Source organism: Paraburkholderia sp. UCT2, from assembly GCF_014397665.1.
Lineage (GTDB): Bacteria > Pseudomonadota > Gammaproteobacteria > Burkholderiales > Burkholderiaceae > Paraburkholderia > Paraburkholderia tuberum.
In genome coordinates this window covers 44,361-64,071 of the sequence record NZ_VZQO01000047.1, presented here as the reverse complement: position 1 = coordinate 64,071, position 19,711 = coordinate 44,361, and the positions used below count along the sequence as shown (strand labels likewise).

General features: G+C 65.5%; 14 protein-coding genes, 1 tRNA gene and 1 rRNA gene. 11 read left to right on the top strand and 5 right to left on the bottom strand.

The window, feature by feature from the left end:
• The first annotated feature begins 209 nt into the window (after nt 1-209).
• Nucleotides 210-323, top strand: a 5S ribosomal RNA gene (gene rrf, locus F6X39_RS29235).
• A 334-nt stretch (nt 324-657) separates the two neighbouring features.
• Here the strand turns inward: rrf and F6X39_RS29230 are convergent.
• Nucleotides 658-1,119: a hypothetical protein gene (locus tag F6X39_RS29230; protein ID WP_187619141.1), complete on the bottom strand. Its 462-nt coding sequence runs from the start codon at nt 1,117-1,119 to the stop codon at nt 658-660.
• 395 nt (nt 1,120-1,514) lie between these two features.
• Between F6X39_RS29230 and F6X39_RS29225 the strand changes: the two genes are divergently transcribed.
• From F6X39_RS29225 to dhaL, 4 genes are all read left to right on the top strand, one after another.
• Nucleotides 1,515-2,843 carry a Zn-dependent hydrolase gene (locus F6X39_RS29225; RefSeq protein WP_187619137.1) on the top strand — a complete coding sequence of 443 codons (1,329 nt, stop codon included), beginning with the start codon at nt 1,515-1,517 and terminating at the stop codon, nt 2,841-2,843.
• Nucleotides 2,840-4,330, top strand: a complete 1,491-nt coding sequence (locus tag F6X39_RS29220; RefSeq protein ID WP_187619136.1) for a M81 family metallopeptidase — start codon at nt 2,840-2,842, stop codon at nt 4,328-4,330. The genes F6X39_RS29225 and F6X39_RS29220 overlap by 4 nt, the downstream gene beginning before the upstream one ends.
• Before the next feature lie 78 nt (nt 4,331-4,408).
• Nucleotides 4,409-4,485: transfer RNA gene (locus F6X39_RS29215), tRNA-Val, on the top strand.
• 284 nt (nt 4,486-4,769) lie between these two features.
• Complete coding sequence (gene dhaL / locus F6X39_RS29210) at nt 4,770-6,473, top strand: dihydroxyacetone kinase subunit DhaL (RefSeq protein WP_187619135.1); 1,704 nt, start codon at nt 4,770-4,772, stop codon at nt 6,471-6,473.
• 76 nt (nt 6,474-6,549) lie between these two features.
• Here dhaL and F6X39_RS37085 read toward each other — a convergent pair whose 3' ends face one another.
• From F6X39_RS37085 to selD, 4 genes are all read right to left on the bottom strand, one after another.
• Nucleotides 6,550-6,684 carry a hypothetical protein gene (locus F6X39_RS37085; protein ID WP_262414852.1) on the bottom strand — a complete coding sequence of 45 codons (135 nt, stop codon included), beginning with the start codon at nt 6,682-6,684 and terminating at the stop codon, nt 6,550-6,552.
• A 33-nt stretch (nt 6,685-6,717) separates the two neighbouring features.
• The gene (locus tag F6X39_RS29205) at nt 6,718-7,773 is read right to left on the bottom strand and encodes a permease (protein ID WP_187619134.1); all 1,056 of its coding nucleotides are present in this window, start codon (nt 7,771-7,773) and stop codon (nt 6,718-6,720) included.
• Between the two features lie 25 nt (nt 7,774-7,798).
• Entirely contained in the window at nt 7,799-8,866 is a 1,068-nt protein-coding gene (gene mnmH / locus F6X39_RS29200; protein WP_187619133.1) for a tRNA 2-selenouridine(34) synthase MnmH, read from the bottom strand.
• 115 nt (nt 8,867-8,981) lie between these two features.
• Entirely contained in the window at nt 8,982-10,040 is a 1,059-nt protein-coding gene (selD, locus tag F6X39_RS29195) for a selenide, water dikinase SelD (RefSeq protein WP_187619132.1), read from the bottom strand.
• Nucleotides 10,041-10,495: 455 nt separating this feature from the next.
• Between selD and fdnG the strand changes: the two genes are divergently transcribed.
• From fdnG to selB, 6 genes are all read left to right on the top strand, one after another.
• Nucleotides 10,496-13,564 (top strand): formate dehydrogenase-N subunit alpha, encoded by a 3,069-nt coding sequence (gene fdnG / locus F6X39_RS29190; RefSeq protein WP_187619131.1) that lies wholly within the window; start codon nt 10,496-10,498, stop codon nt 13,562-13,564.
• 9 nt (nt 13,565-13,573) lie between these two features.
• Nucleotides 13,574-14,497: a formate dehydrogenase subunit beta gene (gene fdxH / locus F6X39_RS29185; protein WP_187619130.1), complete on the top strand. Its 924-nt coding sequence runs from the start codon at nt 13,574-13,576 to the stop codon at nt 14,495-14,497.
• A complete protein-coding gene (locus tag F6X39_RS29180; RefSeq protein ID WP_184038987.1) occupies nt 14,494-15,150 on the top strand; it encodes a formate dehydrogenase subunit gamma in 657 nt (218 codons plus the stop codon). Before fdxH ends, F6X39_RS29180 begins: the two co-directional genes overlap by 4 nt.
• A 124-nt stretch (nt 15,151-15,274) precedes the next feature.
• A complete protein-coding gene (gene fdhE, locus F6X39_RS29175; protein WP_187619129.1) occupies nt 15,275-16,273 on the top strand; it encodes a formate dehydrogenase accessory protein FdhE in 999 nt (332 codons plus the stop codon).
• Nucleotides 16,274-16,319: 46 nt separating this feature from the next.
• Nucleotides 16,320-17,768 carry an L-seryl-tRNA(Sec) selenium transferase gene (gene selA / locus F6X39_RS29170; RefSeq protein ID WP_187619128.1) on the top strand — a complete coding sequence of 483 codons (1,449 nt, stop codon included), beginning with the start codon at nt 16,320-16,322 and terminating at the stop codon, nt 17,766-17,768.
• A 13-nt stretch (nt 17,769-17,781) separates the two neighbouring features.
• Nucleotides 17,782-19,695 (top strand): selenocysteine-specific translation elongation factor, encoded by a 1,914-nt coding sequence (gene selB, locus F6X39_RS29165; RefSeq protein WP_187619127.1) that lies wholly within the window; start codon nt 17,782-17,784, stop codon nt 19,693-19,695.
• The last annotated feature ends 16 nt before the right edge of the window (nt 19,696-19,711 follow it).

The window sequence follows — 19,711 nt, the reverse complement described above, 5'->3', positions numbered from 1 at the left end:
CCCGCGTTAGTGCCTGAGCACTGACGCGGGTCCGATCCCCGAAGGGGATTGGTGTGAACTCCCGCGGGAGCTGACAGAAACGCACGGTTGGGATTCAGTGTTGTGCCAGAAACAACACAACCCCCCCCACCCGAATCCTTTACGCTTCTTCCCGATTGGCTGTGGCGCAACCGGTTGACTCCAACCCTGCGACGCAGCAACCCGTCATGCCTGATGACCATAGCGAGTCGGTCCCACCCCTTCCCATCCCGAACAGGACCGTGAAACGACTCCACGCCGATGATAGTGCGGATTGCCCGTGTGAAAGTAGGTAATCGTCAGGCTCCCCCCCAGTCAGAAACCCCACCCGTCGCGGTGGGGTTTTTGCGTTTACGCGGCCGACTTTGCGCGCTGTATCCGTCAGCGCAAGGTTACGCGTTCTGACATCCAGCGAGCCGTCGCACTGCCGCAGCGGGATCTCGCTCACCTCGTCCTGATCTCTCGCAGCGTTGTTGGTCTCGTACTAAATTCCAACTTCTGACGGGTTACGCTGATGGATACTGCGCGCTTCACTACTTTCCGATCCGCGACGCATCCGCGTAATCCGGCGACTTCCGACGCGGTCGTCCAAAATCCGTGTCCTTCTGGCTCGGCCGAACAGCACCTCCTCCAAACACGCTAAGCCCGCTTACGCGCCGGCGCTAGATCGGATCCCCCTGCGATAAAGCGGTCGAGTCTTTCGCTGGCCTCCGTAATCGCCCAAAGCGGAGCGCGATGCAGCTGCCGATCGTAGCTCGTTGCGATGGATGCAAAGAGCGCGAATCCCGCTTCGTCAAGTTTCCATTCGTTGCGTTCCCGACCTGCGTCGAACACCATCGCCGAGGCGCGGTCCGCGGCGTGGAGCTCTTCGTGGCTCATCGAGCCAAAGCCGGCATCAGCGAGGTAGCTGGTCAACAGCATGATCTGCGTGACCGTCTGCGCATCGCTCTTCGTACCGAGGCCGCGGCGCAGTGCGTCGAGCGACAGATGAACTCGCAACGCGAGATCGTCGGCGATCTGGCGCGCGATGGGCAACAGCATGGCTTTGGCATGCCGCGCGCGGGCGGCGCCAGTGTTGCGGAAAGGAATTGGTTGTGCCATGGAGATCCGAGGGGTTTGCCTGAGCACATGCAATAACGGCGCGCTTCGCAAAAGGTTGAGCCTTCATTGCGTTTTAGCCGCTTCCTTCGACGAAAACGTTTGCTGGCGGCCACTTGCGCGCAGATTGCCGGCACGTCGCGGCGTCCGTCGTCGAGCGAATTGGCACCTACATCGCCCGCGATGCGCCGTTCACTCCCCACGAATCCAGCGGCTTTGCTTCCTATGCTTGCCCACGGAAAGGCGTCGCGCCGCATTGCCACCTCGCGCGCGTCCGGCCATCTACCTCGGCGAAACCTCTCTATCATGACGATTGGAACAACCTCGGCCAGCAAGCCGGAACGGAGCAAGTCCCGCCGGCAAGCGCCATCCAGCTGTCTTCGACCCGAGATGCATCGATGCAGACTCATTCATCCAACGTTGTCTCGACGCCCGCCGATTTGCGGATCGACGGCGCGCGGCTGTGGGACTGTCTCATGCAGCTCGCGCGGATCGGCGCGACCGACAAACGCGGTGTCTGCCGTCCACCACTGACCGAACTCGACCGTGAGGCACGCGATCAGTTCATCGCGTGGACGAAGGAGATCGGCCGCACGGTGCCGGTCGACGCGATCGGCAATATTTTCGCGCGGCGGACGGGGCTGCGTGACGATCTGCCGCCCATAATGACGGGCAGCCATCTCGACACGCAGCCGACCGGCGGCAAATTCGACGGCAATTATGGTGTGCTGGCAGGGCTGGAGGTGCTGCGCCCGCTGGCCGAGGCCAACGTGCAGACCATCGCGCCGCTCGAGGTTGCCATGTGGACCAACGAGGAGGGCTCGCGATTCTTGCCGGTGATGATGGGCTCCGGCGTGTTCGCCGGCGCATTCACGCTCGAGCACGCGCTAGCGCAACGCGATCGCGACGGCGTAGCGGTGCGCCACGCGCTAGCGGCGATCGGCTATGCCGGCGAGCATCGCAAGTCGCACGCTGTCGGCGCATATTTCGAGGTGCATATCGAACAGGGGTCCGTGCTCGAAGCGCACGACAAGGTCATCGGCGTCGTGCAGGGCGCGCTCGGGCAGCGCTGGTACGACCTGACCGTGCACGGCATGGAAGCGCACGCGGGGCCGATGGCGCTGCGCCGCGACGCGCTGCTCGTCGCCGCGGATCCGATCCATGCGGTGAACCGTATCGCACTCGATCACGCGCCGCTTGGCCGTAGCACGGTCGGCTGGCTCGACGTGCATTCAAACTCGCGCAACGTCATTGCGGGCCGCGTGAAATTCAGCGTCGACCTGGGCGCAGCCGATGACGCATCGCTCACTGCGATGGACCTCGCATGGCGTGCAGCGTGCGCGCAGGCGGGCAGCAATGGGGGCAACGCCGCCACCAACGCCGCCGCCACCCGCGCGAGCAGCAGCTTGGACGCCCCCATCACTATCAACATCGAGCAGGTCGTCTACTTCCCGCCGCAGCGATTCGCCGCGCAATGGATCGCCGAGGTCAGACAGAGCGCGGAGCGGCTCGGTGTGTCGTCGATGGACGTGATCAGCGGCGCGGGCCACGACGCCGCCTATCTCGCGCGCGGCGCACCCAGCGCGATGATCTTCGTTCCCTGCAAGGGCGGCATTAGCCACAACGAAATCGAGGACGCGCGCGCCGATCATCTGGAAGCCGGCTGCAATATGCTGCTGCAGGTGATGCCGAGCGCGGCGTCGAGAACGGGGAGCATGCGCACATGAAGGTCCTGATCGCACGAATGAACCACGAGACCAACACGTTCTCGCCAGTAGAGACCCCGCTGGCCGCATTCGGCCGCAACGGTCCGAGCTACGGCCGCGCCGCGTTCGACGAAAACAAGGGCATGCAAACCGCGATGGCCGCGTTCATCGACGCCGCCGAGCGCGTGCATGCCGAAATCGTGACGCCGATCTCCGCCATGGCGAATCCGAGCGGGCCGGTCGACGCCGCCGCCTACGATACGATCTGCGACGCGATCGTGGCAGCCGCGACGGGCTGCGACGCGGTGATGCTCGATCTGCACGGCGCGATGGTCGCCGAGAACTCGACCGACGGTGAAGGCGATCTGCTCGGGCGCGTGCGTGCGTCGCTGCCGCACGCGCCGATCGCGGTCGCGCTCGATCTGCATGGCAACGTCACGCAAAAAATGATCGACAACGCCGACGTCATCGTCAGCTTCAAGACCTATCCGCACGTCGACATGTACGAGACTGGCGCACATGCAGCGCGCTTGCTCTTCGACATGATCGAGGGCCACGCGAAGCCGGTGATCGCGTGGCGTCAGCCGCCGCTGCTCACGCACACGCTGCGCAGCGCGAGCGTTGACGGCGCGATGAAACGCGCGCTCGATGCCGCGCGCGCCGCCGAGGCCGACGGCATGCTCGCGGTGTCGGTGCTGGCGGGCTTCTCGCTCGCCGATATCGAAGCGCCATGCATTAGCGTCGTCGTCGTGGGCAATGGCGAGCGCGCGGATGCGGAGGCGGTCGCCGAGCGCATCGCGCGGCAGATCTGGGACGAGCGCGACGATTTCGTCTATCGCAGCGCGCCGCTTGCCGAATCGGTCGCGCGGGCGGCGTCGCTGGCACGCGCCGCCGATAAACCGGTGCTAATGCTCGATCACGGCGACAACTGCATGTCGGGCGGCACGTGCGACACGATGGATTTGCTCGAGGAAGCGTTGAGGCAGGGCCTCGAAGGCATCGTCAGCGGGCCGTTGTGCGATCCGCAGGCGGTCGCGGCCCTGGCGGCCTCGGGTGTCGGTAGCACGGTCACGCTCGCGATCGGCAACAAGCTCACAAACGATGCATTGCCCTCGCGTTCGCCGCTTGCCCTGACCGGCGTCGTGCGCGCGCTGACCGACGGCGAATACGTGATCAGCGGCCCGACCTACACCGGCCAGCGCGCGTACATGGGGCGCGCGGCAGTGCTCGACACCGGCACGGTGAAACTCGTCGTGACCGAACGAACGCATGAGCCGTGGGATCTCGGCGTGTTCGAGAGCGTCGGCATCGATCCGCGCCGCGCGCGTTTTCTGCTGCTCAAATCACGCATGTATTGCCGGCCGGTTTTCGTGCCGATCGCGGAGGCACTCGTCGAATGCGATAGCCGCGGCGTCACGAGTTCGGACTATGGTCTGTTCAGCTTCGAGCACGTGAAGCGGCCGGTTTATCCATTGGACCCTCACACCGAATGGACCGCGACGAACTGATCAACATGCATGCGTTTCGATAAGTCGCGGCAAGGGCTTGTGCAGTCCGCATTGACTCTCTATAATTCGCGCCTCTAAAGGCTCGTAGCTCAGTTGGTTAGAGCACCACCTTGACATGGTGGGGGTCGTTGGTTCGAATCCAATCGAGCCTACCAACGCATCTGTGACGTAGACGAAAGCGGTCCGCTTTCGTCTACGGTCCTGTCAAATCGATCCAGTCGTTCCCTCAGTTTCGCCGTTCGGCATCACGTCCCCTTCGTTGTTGTTGTCCGCTCGTGGCTCGAGGCTCGTGCACGTTCACGCGCGCGCTCTCACCGTTGCGTCGTCGTTCGACAATGCGCGGTACAGTTAGACCTTCCGCTTTCGCCGCCGACCCGACTGCCGTTCCCATCGCATCTTCGATCATGCGATGCCGGCAGCATCCAACGGAGCTGACGCAATGAAGAAGCTCATCAACGAGGTGTCCGCCGTGGTCCCCGAGATGCTCGACGGGCTCATCGCGCTCAATCCCCAACTCTCGCTATTGCAAGGCGGCACGATCGTCTTGCGCGCCGATGCCCAGGCCGTGGCCGCGCGCGGCGAGGTCGCGCTGATCTCGGGCGGCGGCTCGGGCCACGAGCCCGCGCACGGCGGCTATGTGGGCCACGGCATGCTCAGCGCGGCGGTGGCCGGCGAGGTCTTCAGCTCGCCCTCGACCGACGCCGTGCTCGACGCGATACGCGCGGTGGCCGGCCCCGCGGGCGCGTTGCTGATCGTCAAGAACTACACGGGCGACCGCTTCAACTTCGGCCTCGCGGCCGAAATCGCGCGCGTCGAGGGCATCCTCGTTGAGATGATGATCGTCGCCGACGACGTCGCGCTGAGCGCGAGCGGCGATCACGCGGGCCGTCGCGGACTCGCGGGCACAGTGTTGGTTCACAAGATCGCGGGCGCGGCGGCCGCGCGCGGTTTGCCGTTGGCCGAGGTCGCGCGGCTCGCTCGGGAAGCGGCCGCGTCGCTCGGCACGATGGGCGTCGCGCTGACGCCGTGCACGGTGCCGGCCGCGGGCAAGCCGGGCTTCGCGCTGGGCGATGGCGAAATCGAATGGGGCCTCGGCATTCATGGCGAACCCGGCGTGGCGCGCGGCGCGCTGGAGCCGGCCGACGCGATCGTCGGCAAGCTGCTTGCAAAGATCGTCGACGATCTCGCGTTGAGGGCGGGCGAGCGCGTCGCGCTGCTCGTCAACAATCTGGGTGGCACGCCGCCGAGCGAACTCAACGTGGTGGCTGGTGCCGCGCTGCGCGAGCTTGCCGGGCGCGGCATCGAAGTCGCGCGCGCGTGGGCCGGCACGTTCCTGAGCGCGCTCGAAATGGCCGGCGTCTCGCTGACGCTGCTGCGTATCGATGACGAACGGCTGAGCCTGCTCGACGCCGCCTCACAGACGAGCGCATGGCCTGCGCTGAGCGGCCGCGTCGCGCAGGTCGCGGTGCGTGCGGCGCCACCCGCGCCGCAAAGCGCGAGCGGCGCGACGCTCGCGCGTGACGCAACGCTGCGGCGCGCGATCGAAGCGGTCTGCGAGTGCCTGCTGGCAGCCGAGCCGACATTGACCGAAATGGACCAGCGCGTCGGCGACGGCGACCTCGGCATCAGCCTCGCGCGCGGCGCACGCGCGGTGCAGCTCGAGCTCGATTCCTACGCGTGCGCAACCACCCCGGGCGCGGTATTGCGCGGCATGTCGGCGACGCTGCGGCGCGTGGTGGGCGGCACGTCGGGTCCGCTGTACGCGGTGATGCTGCTGCGCGCGGCGGCCGCGCTCGAACAGTCGGGCGGGACCACCGCACGGCAATGGGCGACGGCGTTCAGCGCCGGTGTCGATGGGTTGATGGAACTGGGGGGCGCGAGGCCGGGCGATCGGACGATGGTCGATGCGCTGAGGCCCGCTGCCGACGCGCTGCACGACGCACTCGCTCAGGGAGCGTCGACGGATGTCGCATTGCAGGCCACCGTCGCTGCGGCAAGCGACGGCACGTCTCGTACCGCATCGATGCATCCGCGGCGCGGGCGTTCGAGCTATGTCGGCGAGCGCGCGCTCGGTCATATGGACCCGGGCGCGCATGCGGTCGCGTTGTGGCTCGCGGCGATTCGCGACGCGCTTCCCGGTTAGGCGCAGGCGGACGCGAACGATACGGCGAACGCAAGGGACGAGCGCACTTTCGCAGCAGAGAAAAACTACGCCGCCGTCACGGCCGCAGGAGATCGAATCCCGCGAACGCCACGACGCCGCTCAGTGCGATCAGCGCCACCGAGTGCTGTCCAAGGTACAGCAGCCCGGCAGCGGACCAACACGTGACAGCGAATGCGGCAATACGTCTCATGCTTCCTTCTACGACTCGAACTCAAAAACCGACTCAGAAGCCCAGCGTAACGGCCAGCAATCCACTGACGACACCGCCCACCACCACTGCACAGGTCACCACCGTCAGTACGCGCCGCGGAAACGACCGCGCGAGCATCGCGAGCGACGGCACGCTGACGAGCGGCAGCGTCATCAGCAGCGCGCCGGCGGGGCCGGCGGCCATGCCGAACGACAGCATCGCCTGAATGATCGGCACTTCACCCGCGGTCGGAATCACGAACAGCGTGCCGGCGATCGACAGCGCGATGATCCACAGCAGGCTGTTGTCGACGTCCGGGCCGATGTGCGGAAACAGCCACGCACGCGCCGCGCCGAGAATCAGCACGAGCGCGATGTATTCCGGCACGAGCCGCAGCGTCATGCGCCCCAGAATCGTGATCCAGCGCGAGAACGGGGTGCCTGGATCGTCGGCGCTGACCAGTTGCGCGACGGCCTCTCGCGACGCTTGCGCTTCCTGCGGCGTGACCATGCGGTTCACGACGTAGCCAAGGCCGAACACCATCACGATGCCGAGCGCGAGGCGCAGGCCCATCCACTGCCAGCCGAGCACGAAGCCCATGAAGATCAGCGTAGCGGGATTCAGCGCGGTATTACCGAGCCAAAAAGCAATCGCCGCGCCCGGCGCCGCTTCACGCGCGCGCAGGCCCGCGACGACCGGCGCCGCGCAGCAGGTGCACATCATGCCCGGCAACGACATCAGGCCGCCTTTGACGACGCTGTTGAAGTCGGCACGGCCGAGCGCGCGCGCGACCCATTGCGGCGGAATCAGCGCCTGTACCGCGGAGCCGAGCAGCAGGCCGAGCACCATCGCCTGCCAGATTGCCTTGCCGTAAGCGAGCGCGAAGTCGATCGCGGCCTGCCATGAGGCCGCCGGCGCGCTCGCGGACGTGCCCATCAGGATCGACTTGCCGATCGAATGCTGGCTCGCGGCGACGAACGCGCGGTTGTAGTACGGAAACCACTTCACATAGAAGAGGCCGACGACGGCGATCAGCAGGAACACGATCCAGCCAAGCGTGACGCGGGGTTGCCGAAGGGTTGATTGCATGATGGTTGTTGAATGTCGTTGTGGATCAACCGACGACTAGCGTGCGGGTATCGAGCTGCGCGAGCAGCATTTTCGCCTGCTCGACGATGTCGGCGTCGTTCGGGCGGAAATCGAGTTGCAGCGCGTTGGGCAACTGCTCGAAATGCTGGCCGCTGCTGCGCGCGTATGCGGGATCGTAGTGCCGTTCGATCAGTTCGCGCGCGAGCTCGGCGCGCCGGTTCTCGTCGACGAGCCGCAGCCAGCCCGTGACCCGCTCGCGGCTGTGCAGACCGATCAACCGTTCCAGCTGTCCCTTGAAGTAATCGGGATGCTCGAACAAATGCGCGTAATCCTGCAACAGAAACGCCGCGCGGTCCTCGCTGCTCGAGCGCACCTCGACGCACGCGCCGCGATGAAACGTTTCGAGCAGCGCGAGCGGCAGCGTGACGGAGCCAATACGCCGGCTTTCCGCCTCGACGAACACCGGCCGATTCACGTCGAAGTCGCGCAGCGCTGTGACGAGCAGCGTGTCGAAACGCTTTTGCGACGGCTGCGCCACGCCCGTATACGCGCCGAGCAGCGAGCCGCGATGCGAGGCGAGCGCCTCGAGGTCGAGCGTCTGCGCGCCGGCCTCATGCAGCGCCGACAGCAGCCGCGTCTTGCCGCTGCCGGTCGGGCCGACGAGCGCGATATAGCTGAAACGGCGCGGCAGGGTTTCGAGCCTCTCCAGCGTGGCGCGCCGGTAGCTCTTGTAGCCGCCGTCGAGCTGCCGCGCCGACCAGCCGATCATGTTGAACAGCGTCGTGACCGAGCCCGAACGCTTGCCGCCGCGCCAGCAGTAGATCAGCGGGCGCCAGTTGCGCGGCCGGTCGGCGAACGTGGTTTCCAGATGATGCGCGATGTTGCGCGCGACCAACGCCGCGCCGAGCCGCGTGCCCTCGAACGGCGACACCTGCGTGTAGGTCGTGCCGACCAGCACGCGTTCCTCGTTGCTCAGCACTGGCGCGTTGGTCGCGCCCGGAATATGGTCTTCCTCGAACTCGAGCGGAGTGCGAACGTCGACGATTTCATCGAAATCGCCGGCTTTGTCGAGGCTGACTAGAAGACTTTTCAAGGGAGTAGGGACAAAACGGACCGCGGGAAGACCGAAATTATCGCATGGGCGGCTCGTTCGGGCCGGTTATATGCGTCCTTCCGGGTTCTCCAGTGACGTCCTTCGGCCGCCTACCTCAGATGACTTCGACCCGCGCTTCCCCGCTCACCAGCTCGCCGATCACCCGTGCGTCGGCAAAGCCATCGGCGCTGAACAGCGCGAGCACTTCGTCTACCGCTTCGGGCGAGCACGACACCAGCAGCCCGCCCGACGTCTGCGGATCGGTCAACAACGCGCGGCCGGCGGACGGCAAGGTGGCGGGCAGCACCACGTCGTGGCCGTAGGCATCCCAGTTGCGGCCCGATGCGCCGGTGAAAATGCCTGCTTGCGCGAGGCTCGCGACGTTCGGCAGCCACGGCAGGTCCGCGTAGCGCACGCGCGCGGTCAGCTTCGAGCCGCGTGCGAGTTCCAGCGTGTGGCCGAGCAGGCCGAAGCCGGTGATGTCGGTCAGCGCATGCACGCCGTCGAGCCGCGCCAGCTCGGCGCCCGGCCGGTTCAGCTTGGTGGTCGCGCCGATCATTGCCGCGTAGCCGGCCGCGTCGAGCCGGTCTTTCTTCAGTGCCGCGGACAGAATCCCGACGCCGAGCGGCTTGCCGAGGATCAGCACGTCTCCGGCCTGGCCGCCCGCGTTGCGCTTGACGCGCTTCGGATCGACGATGCCCAGCGCGACGAGGCCGTAAATCGGCTCGACGGAATCGATCGAATGGCCGCCCGCGAGCGGGATGCCTGCTTCCGCGCAGACCGATTCGCCGCCTTTCAGCACAGCCGCGATCACGTCGTGCGGCAGCACGTTGATCGGCATGCCGACGATCGCGAGCGCCATGATCGGCTTGCCGCCCATCGCGTAGACGTCGGAGATTGCGTTGGTCGCGGCGATGCGGCCGAAGTCGAATGGATCGTCGACGATCGGCATGAAGAAATCGGTGGTCGCGACGATCGCCTGGTCTTCGTTGAGCTTGTAGACGGCGGCGTCGTCGGCAGTGTCGTTGCCGACCAGCAGGTCGGGGAAGAATGGCAGCGGCGCGCTGCGCTTGAGCAGATCGGCGAGCAGGCCGGGCGCGATCTTGCAGCCGCAGCCGCCGCCGTGCGACAGGCTCGTCAGGCGGGGCGACTGGCTTGCTTGGACTTGGGTCATGGGGGCGAGAGTTGGGGTTCGTCGAATGACCGCATTATGAGGGTTGTTTTCACACTGTGCAGCGTCGGCACGGGCGCAAACCGGCTCTATGCCGAACCCGTTTCGAACCCCGTTTTGCCGAGCGATAAACGGCTGCGTAAAAAATACTAATGCCGAAGGAAATGCAAGCGGCATGTACGCGCGATGAAACGAATTCCTTACGCTACAACGCAATTCCGCGGCGCCCGGGTAGTTCATAGGAGCGCAATAGTCCGCCGATGAGGTCAGTGGGAGTGACTATTCGCGGATGCAGCATGAACGCTGCCCAGCAGCGGGAATAAATCGTGCCAGCAGGGTACCGCCCTTTCAAGTGACTTTCGCATGTCCCATTTACCGGGGTGGCGAATGCACTACGCTGCATGTCGCGAAACGGCATCTATAATCAATTTTGTCCCCAAAAGAGCCGAGGCCATGCAATGACGCAAATGACTCGGCGACAATTCCTGAAGGTCTCTGCCACGACACTTGCCGGATCGAGCCTGGCCCTGATGGGCTTCTCGCCGACACCCGCGCTGGCCGAAGTCCGTCAGTACAAATTGTCGCGTGCGACTGAAACCCGCAACACCTGCCCGTACTGTTCGGTGGGCTGCGGCATCCTGATGTACGGTCTTGGCGACGAGGCCAAGAATGTGAAGACGAGCATCTTCCACATCGAGGGCGACCCCGACCATCCGGTCAATCGTGGCACGCTGTGCCCGAAGGGCGCGAGCCTGATCGACTTCATCCATAGCCCGAGCCGTCTGCGCTATCCCGAGTACCGCGCGGCCGGGGCGAACGAGTGGAAGCGCATCTCGTGGGAAGACGCGCTGGACCGCATCGCGAAGCTGATGAAGGAAGACCGCGACGCGAACTTCGTCGAGACGAGCGCAGACGGCAAGAAGGTCAACCGCTGGCTGACGACCGGGATGCTTGCTGCGTCGGCCAGCAGCAACGAGGTGGGTTACCTGACGCACAAGACTGCTCGCAGTCTTGGCATGCTCGGATTCGACAATCAGGCGCGTGTCTGACATGGCCCGACGGTGGCAGGTCTTGCCCCGACGTTTGGCCGTGGAGCGATGACGAACCATTGGGTCGACATCAGAAACGCGGACGTGATTCTCGTGATGGGCGGCAATGCGGCCGAGGCACACCCATGCGGTTTCAAATGGGTCACCGAAGCCAAGGCGCACCGCAAGGCGCGCCTGATCGTGGTCGACCCGCGCTTTAATCGCACGGCGTCGGTCGCCGACTACTATGCGCCGATCCGCACCGGCACGGACATCGCGTTCCTCGGCGGGGTGATCAACTATCTGCTGACGAACGACAAGATCCAGCACGAGTACGTGAAGAACTACACGGACATGTCGTTCATTGTCCGTGAGGATTTCGCGTTCAAGGACGGCCTGTTTTCCGGCTACGACGCCGACAAGCGCAGCTACGACAAGACTTCGTGGGACTACGAGCGCGGCGATGACGGCTTCGCCAAGGTCGATCCGACGCTGCAAGACCCGCGCTGCGTCTATCAGCTGATGAAAAAGCACTACTCGCGCTACACGCCTGAGCAGGTCGAAAAAATCTGCGGCACGCCGAAGGACAAGTTCCTGCATGTATGCGAAATGCTCGCGTCGACGTCGGTGCCAGGACGCGCGTGCACGATCATGTACGCGCTTGGCTGGACGCAGCACTCGATCGGTTCGCAGATGATCCGCACCGGCGCGATGGTGCAGCTGCTGCTCGGTAACATCGGCATCGCTGGCGGCGGCATGAATGCGCTGCGCGGCCACTCGAACATCCAGGGCCTGACGGACCTCGGCCTGATGTCGAACCTGTTGCCGGGCTACATGACGCTGCCGATGGAAGCGGAGCAGGACTTCGACGCCTACATCGCCAAGCGCGCCAGCCAGCCGCTGCGGCCGAACCAGCTGAGCTACTGGCGCAACTATCGCGCGTTCCACGTGAGCTTCATGAAATCGTGGTGGGGCGACAAGGCGACCGCCGAAAACAACTTCGCTTTCGACTATCTGCCGAAGCTCGACAAGTCCTACGACCTGCTGCAGGTCTTCGAGCTGATGAGTCAGGGCAAGATGACCGGCTACATCGCGCAGGGCTTCAACCCGCTTGCCGCCGCGCCGTACAAGTCGAAGAACGGCGCGGCTCTGGCCAAGCTCAAGTGGCTCGTGATCATGGACCCACTCGCAACGGAAACGTCCGAGTTCTGGAAGAACTACGGCCCGTTCAACGATGTCGACAGCGCATCGATCCAGACCGAGGTTTACCGTCTGCCGACCACCTGCTTCGCCGAGGAACGCGGCTCGCTCGTCAGTTCGAGCCGGGTGCTGCAGTGGCACTGGCAAGGGGCGGACGGCCCCGGCGAAGCGAAGAGCGACCTCGAAATCATGGCAGGGCTGTGGCTGCGGATTCGCGAGGCTTACCGCAAGGACGGCGGCAAATATCCCGATCCGATCCTGAACATGAGCTGGCCGTATGCGAAGCCGGACAGCCCGACGCCCGAAGAACTCGCGATGGAGTTCAACGGCAAGGCGCTCGCAGACGTTACTGATCCGAAGGACCCGACCAAGGTGCTCGCGAAGAAAGGCGAGCAGCTCGCCAGTTTCGCGCTGCTGCGCGACGACGGCTCGACCTCGAGCGGTTGCTGGATCTTCTGCGGCGCCTGGACCCAGGCGGGCAACCAGATGGGCCGCCGCGACAACTCGGACCCGACCGGCATCGGCAACACGCTGAACTGGGCGTGGGCATGGCCGGTGAACCGGCGGGTTCTATACAACCGCGCGTCGTGCGATCTCAACGGCAAGCCGTTCGATCCGACGCGCAAGCTGATCGCGTGGAACGGCAGCACGTGGTCGGGCGCCGACATTCCGGACTTCAAGGTCGACGAGCCGCCCGAAAACGGCATGAATCCGTTCATCATGAATCCGGAAGGCGTGGCTCGGTTCTTCGCGCGCGAGAATATGGTGGAAGGGCCATTCCCCGAGCACTACGAGCCGTTCGAAACGCCGCTCGGCTACAACCCGCTGCATCCGGACAACAAGTTGGTCGTCAGCAATCCTGCGGCGCGCGTGTTCCCGGACGACATGGCCACGTTCGGCACGCACGAGAACTTCCCGCATACGGCGACCACCTATCGTCTGACCGAGCATTTCCACTACTGGACCAAACACGCGCGTCTGAACGCGATCATCCAGCCCGAGCAGTTCGTCGAGATTGGCGAAGACCTCGCGAAGGAGATCGGCGTGGTAGCCGGCGACCGGGTCAAGGTGAGCTCGAACCGCGGGCACCTGGTTGCCGTCGCGGTCGTGACGAAGCGGATCAAACCGCTGATGATCGAAGGCAAGAAGGTGCAGACCGTCGGGCTGCCGCTCCATTGGGGCTTCAAGGGTGTCGCGAGGCCGGGCTATCTCATCAATACGCTGACGCCCCCGGTGGGCGACGGGAATTCGCAGACACCGGAATTCAAGTCGTTCCTCGTCAAGGTCGAAAAGGCATAAGGAAAAGAGATGGCACTGCAATCACTGGACATCAGACGCGTTTCGGCCACCACCACGCAGCCGCCGGTGATTCGCGAGCCGGCCACGGGCACGGTCGCGAAGCTCATCGACGTGTCGAAGTGCATCGGCTGCAAGGCGTGTCAGACGGCTTGCATGGAGTGGAACGATCTGCGCGACGAGATCGGCGTGAACGTGGGCGTCTACGACAACCCGCCCGATCTCACCGAGCATTCGTGGACCGTCATGCGGTTTGCCGAGTACGAGAATTCCGCCGGCGATATCGAATGGCTGATCCGCAAGGACGGCTGCATGCACTGCGACGACCCGGGCTGTCTGAAGGCCTGTCCGGCGCCGGGCGCGATCGTGCAGTACACGAACGGCATCGTGGATTTTCACCAGGAGAACTGCATCGGCTGCGGCTTCTGCATCGCCGGCTGCCCGTTCGACATCCCGCGTATGTCGCAGAAGGATCGCCGCGTGTACAAGTGCACGCTGTGTTCGGATCGTGTGGCGGTCGGCCAGGAGCCGGCGTGCGTGAAGACCTGCCCGACCGGCGCGATCATGTTCGGCACCAAGGAGGACATGAAGCAGCAGGCCGAGGACCGCATCGTCGATCTGAAGGAGCGCGGTTTTCAGAACGCTGGCCTGTATAACCCGGACAAGGTCGGCGGCACGCATGTGATGTACGTATTGCACCACGCCGACCGGCCGTCGCTGTATCACGGCCTGCCGGACGATCCGCGCATCAGTCCGCTGGTCTCCTTGTGGAAGGGCATAGCCAAGCCGATCGGGCTCGCCATTATGGGGATCGCCGCGCTCGCGGGCTTCTTCCACTACACGCGCGTCGGCCCGAACGAGGTGTCCGAGGCCGACGAAGCCGCAGCCGTCAAGGAAGCCGAAGAAGCACGCCGTTCGCGGGAGGGTACGCAATGAACCACTCTGAGCACACCGATTTCACGGACCTGAAGGGCAACCGACTGATCGTGCGCTATACGCCGAACGAGCGCACGAATCATTGGATCACCGCGATCTGTTTCATCCTGCTTGCGCTGTCCGGTCTCGCGTTGTTCCATCCGTCGATGGCGTTTCTGTACGTGGTACTCGGCGGCGGGCAGTGGACGCGGATTCTGCACCCGTTCATCGGCTGCGTGATGTTCATCTCGTTCCTGATTCTTGCGTTGCGCTTCTGGCATCACAACTATCTGGACCAGGCGGATATCCAGTGGATGAAGCAGATCGGCGACGTGCTGAACAATCGCGAGGAACGCCTGCCCGCAATCGGCAGGTACAACGCCGGGCAGAAGCTGCTGTTCTTCGTGATGGTGATCTGTATGCTGCTGCTGTTGCTGAGCGGCATCGTGATCTGGCGGCGCTACTTTTCGTTCTATTTCCCGATTGGTGTGATCCGGCTCTCGGCGCTCGTGCATGCCGTGACGGCATTCCTGCTGATCGTCGGCATCATCGTGCATATCTATGCGGCGCTGTGGGTCAAGGGCTCCATAGGTGCGATGACGCGCGGCACCGTTACCTATGGCTGGGCGCGCAAGCATCATCCAAACTGGTTCAGGGAAATCATCGGCAAGTAAAGTATGCTCAATCGGCGCTGCCCCAGCGCATGTTTCAATGCGCCGCACGCAGCGCCCCTCGCACCGGGCCGCCGCGCCTCGTCGATGACGGGCGGCGGCCCTTCAGTTTTCAGAGGTCGATATCTTGACTCAACGCATTCTCGAAGCCGCCGACATCGAGTCGCTCGATCCCTCGGCAATACCCCGCATCCGCATGCCCGAGCGGCTCGCGGTGTTCGCGCCGCGCGCCGCGCGCCTGCGTCAGCTCGCCTCGCGCGGCAATCCGATTGCCGGCTACCTGCGGCTGATGGCGGCGCTCGCCGATGCGCAGCAGGCGGTGCTCGCGCACTTCAAGGCCCAGCCACCGAGCCCCGAGCTGATCGCGAGCGCGCAGCAGTATTCGATGCCGCTGATTCCGGCGCTGTCCGGCGCGCGCGATCCGGCGTGGCGCGACGTGCTGCTACAACTGCTCGACAGGGTCGAAGCGGCGGGTCCGTTGACGCCGCCGCTCGTGGCGTTGTTCGCGCGCCTGCGCTCGCTCGACGTCGCCGCGCTCGAAGCGCAGGCCGACGCGATCTTCGCGCAGCGCTTCGCCGACGTCGATCCGGCGAGCGCGCCGTTCATCATGGCCGCGCTGCAGGTCGTATGGACCGACCTCGCCGCCGACATCGACAAGCGCGCCGTACCGTACCTCGACACGCCGGGCCTGTGCCCGGTGTGCGGCTCGCATCCGGTGGCGAGCACGCTGCGCATCGGCGGCGCGTACGACAACTATCGCTATCTGCAATGCGGATTGTGCGCGACCGAATGGCATATGGTCCGTAGCAAATGCTCGAACTGCGATTCGACGAAGGGCATCGCGTACCAGGTAGCCGGCTCGCCCGACGCCGACGCAGCCGCGCGCGAAGCCGAATCGAAAAACGCCGCGCTGAAGGCGGAGTCGTGCGACGAATGCCATACTTACCGCAAGATCGGCATTCAGGCGAAGGACTACGAGTTCGATCCATTCGCGGACGACCTCGCGAGCCTCACGCTCGATCTGCTGATGGGCGCGGAAGGTTACCGGCGCGCGTCGCCGCATCCATGGCTGTGGCCGGAGCAGACGGCCGGCGCGGCCGAAACGGAGGGCGACGAGTCGGCCTGACGGCGACCTGACCGGAGCCAAGTTCAAAACGACATAAGGATTGCTCGTGAGCGATGTGAGCAGCTCGGCATTGCGCGCGCTGATGGCGCGCGTGCCGTCGGTGGACAAGGTGTTGGCGTCGGAAGAGTTCGTGCCGCTCATCGGCGCATACGGCCGCAGCCAGGTACTCAACGCGCTGCGCGACGCGCTCGATGCGTGGCGCATCAGCGCGCAATCGGGCGATGCGGCGGCCAACCCGGCGGTGAGCGCGCTCGATACCGCGCAGCTGCATGCGACGGTCGCCGCGGCGCTGCTCGCGCGTAACGCGTCGCGGCTGCGCAGCGTGTTCAATCTGACCGGCACCGTGTTGCACACGAACCTCGGCCGCGCGCTGCTGCCCGATGAGTCGGTGCGCGCCGTGATGAGCGCGCTCACGCAACCGGCCAACCTCGAGTTCGATCTCGCCACCGGCACGCGCGGCGACCGCGACGATCTGATCGACGATCTGATCTGCGAGCTGACCGGCGCCGAAGCGGCGACCATCGTCAATAACAACGCCGCCGCGGTGCTGCTCACGCTGTCCGCGCTCGCGGCGAAGAAGGAAGTGGTGGTGTCGCGCGGCGAACTCGTCGAAATCGGCGGCGCGTTTCGCATTCCCGACATCATGAGCCGCGCGGGCGCGAAGCTGCGCGAAGTCGGCACGACGAACCGCACCCATCTGAAGGACTATGAACAGGCGATCAACGCGCGTACCGCGCTGCTGATGAAAGTCCACGCGAGCAACTATGCGATCAGTGGCTTCACGAAGGAAGTCGGCATCGAAGAGATCGCGCCGCTCGCGCACGCGCGCGGGCTTGCGGTCGCCGTCGATCTCGGCAGCGGCACGCTCGTCGATCTCGCCGAATGGGGCTTGCCGCGCGAGCCGACGGTGCGCGAGACCGTCGCGGCCGGCGCCGATCTGGTCACGTTCAGCGGCGACAAGCTGCTCGGCGGCCCACAGGCCGGGTTGATCGTCGGGCGGCGCGATCTGATCGCGAAGATCAAGAAGCATCCGCTGAAGCGCGCACTGCGGGTCGGCAAGCTGACACTCGCGGCGTTGGAGCCTGTGCTCCAGTTGTATCGCGCGCCGGAGAAGTTGACGGAGCGGCTGACCACGCTACGGCTCCTCACGCGGCCCGCCGAAGATATTCACGGCGCCGCGCAGCGCGTGTTACCGGCGTTACAGCAGGCGATCGACGCGCGCTACAGCGTGGCCGCGGAGCCGATGTTCAGCCAGATCGGCAGCGGCGCCTTGCCCGTCGACGTGCTGCCGAGCTATGGCCTCGTCATCAGGATGAGCGACGGCAAGCGCGGCGGCCGTCATCTGCTCGCGCTCGAAAAGCAGTTGCGCGAGATGGCGCGGCCGGTGCTCGGCCGGATCGCGGACGACGCGTTGCGGCTCGATCTGCGCTGCCTCGAAGCCGCCGACGAAGCGCAATTGATCGCACAGCTGATCGCGCAACCGAAAAGCAACTGAAGGACGGGCACGCATGATCGTCGGTACTGCTGGGCATATCGACCACGGCAAAACGAGCCTCGTGAAGGCACTCACCGGCGTCGACACGGACCGGCTCAAGGAAGAAAAAGCGCGCGGCATTTCGATCGAGCTCGGCTACGCGTACGTACCGCTCGACAACGGCGACGTGCTCGGTCTGATCGACGTGCCGGGCCACGAAAAGCTCGTGCATACGATGACCGCGGGCGCGAGCGGCATCGACTTCGCGCTGCTCGTAATCGCCGCCGATGACGGCGTGATGCCGCAAACGCGCGAACATCTGGCGATCGTCGAACTGCTCGGCATCCGGCGCGGCGCAATCGCGTTGACGAAAGTGGATCGCGTCGACGACGAGCGCCTGCGCGAAGTGCGCGATGAAGTGAGTGTGTTCGTCGCTGGCAGCGTGCTGCGCGACGCGCCGGTATTCGATACCTGCGCGACGCGCGCGGGCGATGCGGGCGTCGCCGCGCTGAACGCGCATCTGCGCGAGCAGGCCGCCGCATGGCGCATGAAGCGCGACGACGGCCTGTTCCGCCTCGCCGTCGATCGCGTGTTCACGCTCGCGGGGCAGGGCACGATCGTCACCGGGACCGTGGTGGCGGGCAGCGTGAGCGTCGGCGACACGATGCTGCTCGCGCCGAAAAACGAATCGGTGCGCGTGCGCAGCATCCACGCGCAGAATCGCCCCGCCGAAACCGGTCGCGCCGGCCAGCGTTGCGCGCTGAATCTGGCGGGCATTGAGAAGAGTGCGATCGAGCGCGGCGACTGGATCGTCGATCCGCGACTGTCGCAAGCGAGCGAGCGCATCGACGTCGCGTTGACGCTGCTCGCCGACGCGCCGCACGCGCTCGAACATTGGGAGCCGCTGCACGTGCATCTCGGCACGCAGCATCAGGTTGCGCATGTCGCGCTGCTCGAAGGCGACACGCTCGCGCCCGGTCAGCGCGCGCGCGTGCAACTCGTGTTCGAGCTGCCGCTGTGCACGGTGCCGGGCGATCGCTTCGTCGTGCGTAACGCTCAGGCCAATCGCACGGTGGGCGGCGGGCACGTGCTCGATGCGTTCGCTCCGGCGCGCAAGCGGCGCTCGCCGGAGCGCTTCGGCTGGCTGGACGCGATGCAGTCGCTGCTCGACACCGGCTCACTCGACGCGCTGTTCGCGCGCGCGCCGCACGGTTTGTCGCGGGTGTTGCTGGAGCGCCTCACGGGGATGCCGGCGGCGGCGCTCGCGTTGCCCGCCGCGACACGCACGACCGAACTGCCGGGCCATGACGCGCTGCTGGTCGCGGACGCGACATGGCACACGCTCGAGGGGCGCCTGACGAGTGCGCTCGCGCAATATCACGAGCGCTCGCCCGACGAGCTCGGCCCGGACGTGTCGCGCTTGCGGCGCATCGCGGCGCCACGGGTCGACGACGCCCTGTGGCGCGCGCTGGTCGACGATGCGGCGGCGCGTGGCGAGCTCGTCAGACGCGGACCGTGGCTGCATTTGCCCGGCCACGCCGTGACGCTCGACGCCGCCGATCAGGCGCTTGCCGCGACGCTGCTGCCCGAGATCGAGGCGGGGCATTTCGATCCGCCGTGGGTGCGCGAGCTCGCGAACGCGCACGGTGTGCCGGAGGAGCGCGTGCGTCAGTTGCTGCGCAAGCTCGCGCGTCAGGGCGAGCTGTTCCAGGTCGTGCATGATCTGTTCTATCACCAGCAGGTGATTCGCGAACTTGCGTCGATCGCGGCGGCGGAGGCGCACAAGAACGGCGGCACCGTGGCGGCCGCGCCGTTTCGCGACGCGACCGGGCTCGGCCGAAAACGCGCGATCCAGCTTTTGGAGTTCTTCGACCGGGTTGGGTATACTCGCTTCCACCGTGGCCTGCACCTCGTGCGCACGGATAGCCGCTGGCTCGATCTGCCTTGATCTGGCTGGCGGTCTG

Excerpts from the sequence above, each read along its gene's own strand:
- dhaL (WP_187619135.1), top strand. The coding sequence starts at position 4,770 with ATGAAGAAGCTCATCAACGAGGTGTCCGCCGTGGTCCCCGAGATGCTC.
- F6X39_RS29225 (WP_187619137.1), top strand. The coding sequence starts at position 1,515 with ATGCAGACTCATTCATCCAACGTTGTCTCGACGCCCGCCGATTTGCGG.
- selD (WP_187619132.1), bottom strand. The coding sequence starts at position 10,040 with ATGACCCAAGTCCAAGCAAGCCAGTCGCCCCGCCTGACGAGCCTGTCG.
- F6X39_RS29220 (WP_187619136.1), top strand. The coding sequence starts at position 2,840 with ATGAAGGTCCTGATCGCACGAATGAACCACGAGACCAACACGTTCTCG.
- selB (WP_187619127.1), top strand. The coding sequence starts at position 17,782 with ATGATCGTCGGTACTGCTGGGCATATCGACCACGGCAAAACGAGCCTC.
- F6X39_RS29180 (WP_184038987.1), top strand. The coding sequence starts at position 14,494 with ATGAACCACTCTGAGCACACCGATTTCACGGACCTGAAGGGCAACCGA.
- F6X39_RS29230 (WP_187619141.1), bottom strand. The coding sequence starts at position 1,119 with ATGGCACAACCAATTCCTTTCCGCAACACTGGCGCCGCCCGCGCGCGG.
- F6X39_RS29205 (WP_187619134.1), bottom strand. The coding sequence starts at position 7,773 with ATGCAATCAACCCTTCGGCAACCCCGCGTCACGCTTGGCTGGATCGTG.
- F6X39_RS37085 (WP_262414852.1), bottom strand. The coding sequence starts at position 6,684 with ATGAGACGTATTGCCGCATTCGCTGTCACGTGTTGGTCCGCTGCCGGG.
- fdxH (WP_187619130.1), top strand. The coding sequence starts at position 13,574 with ATGGCACTGCAATCACTGGACATCAGACGCGTTTCGGCCACCACCACG.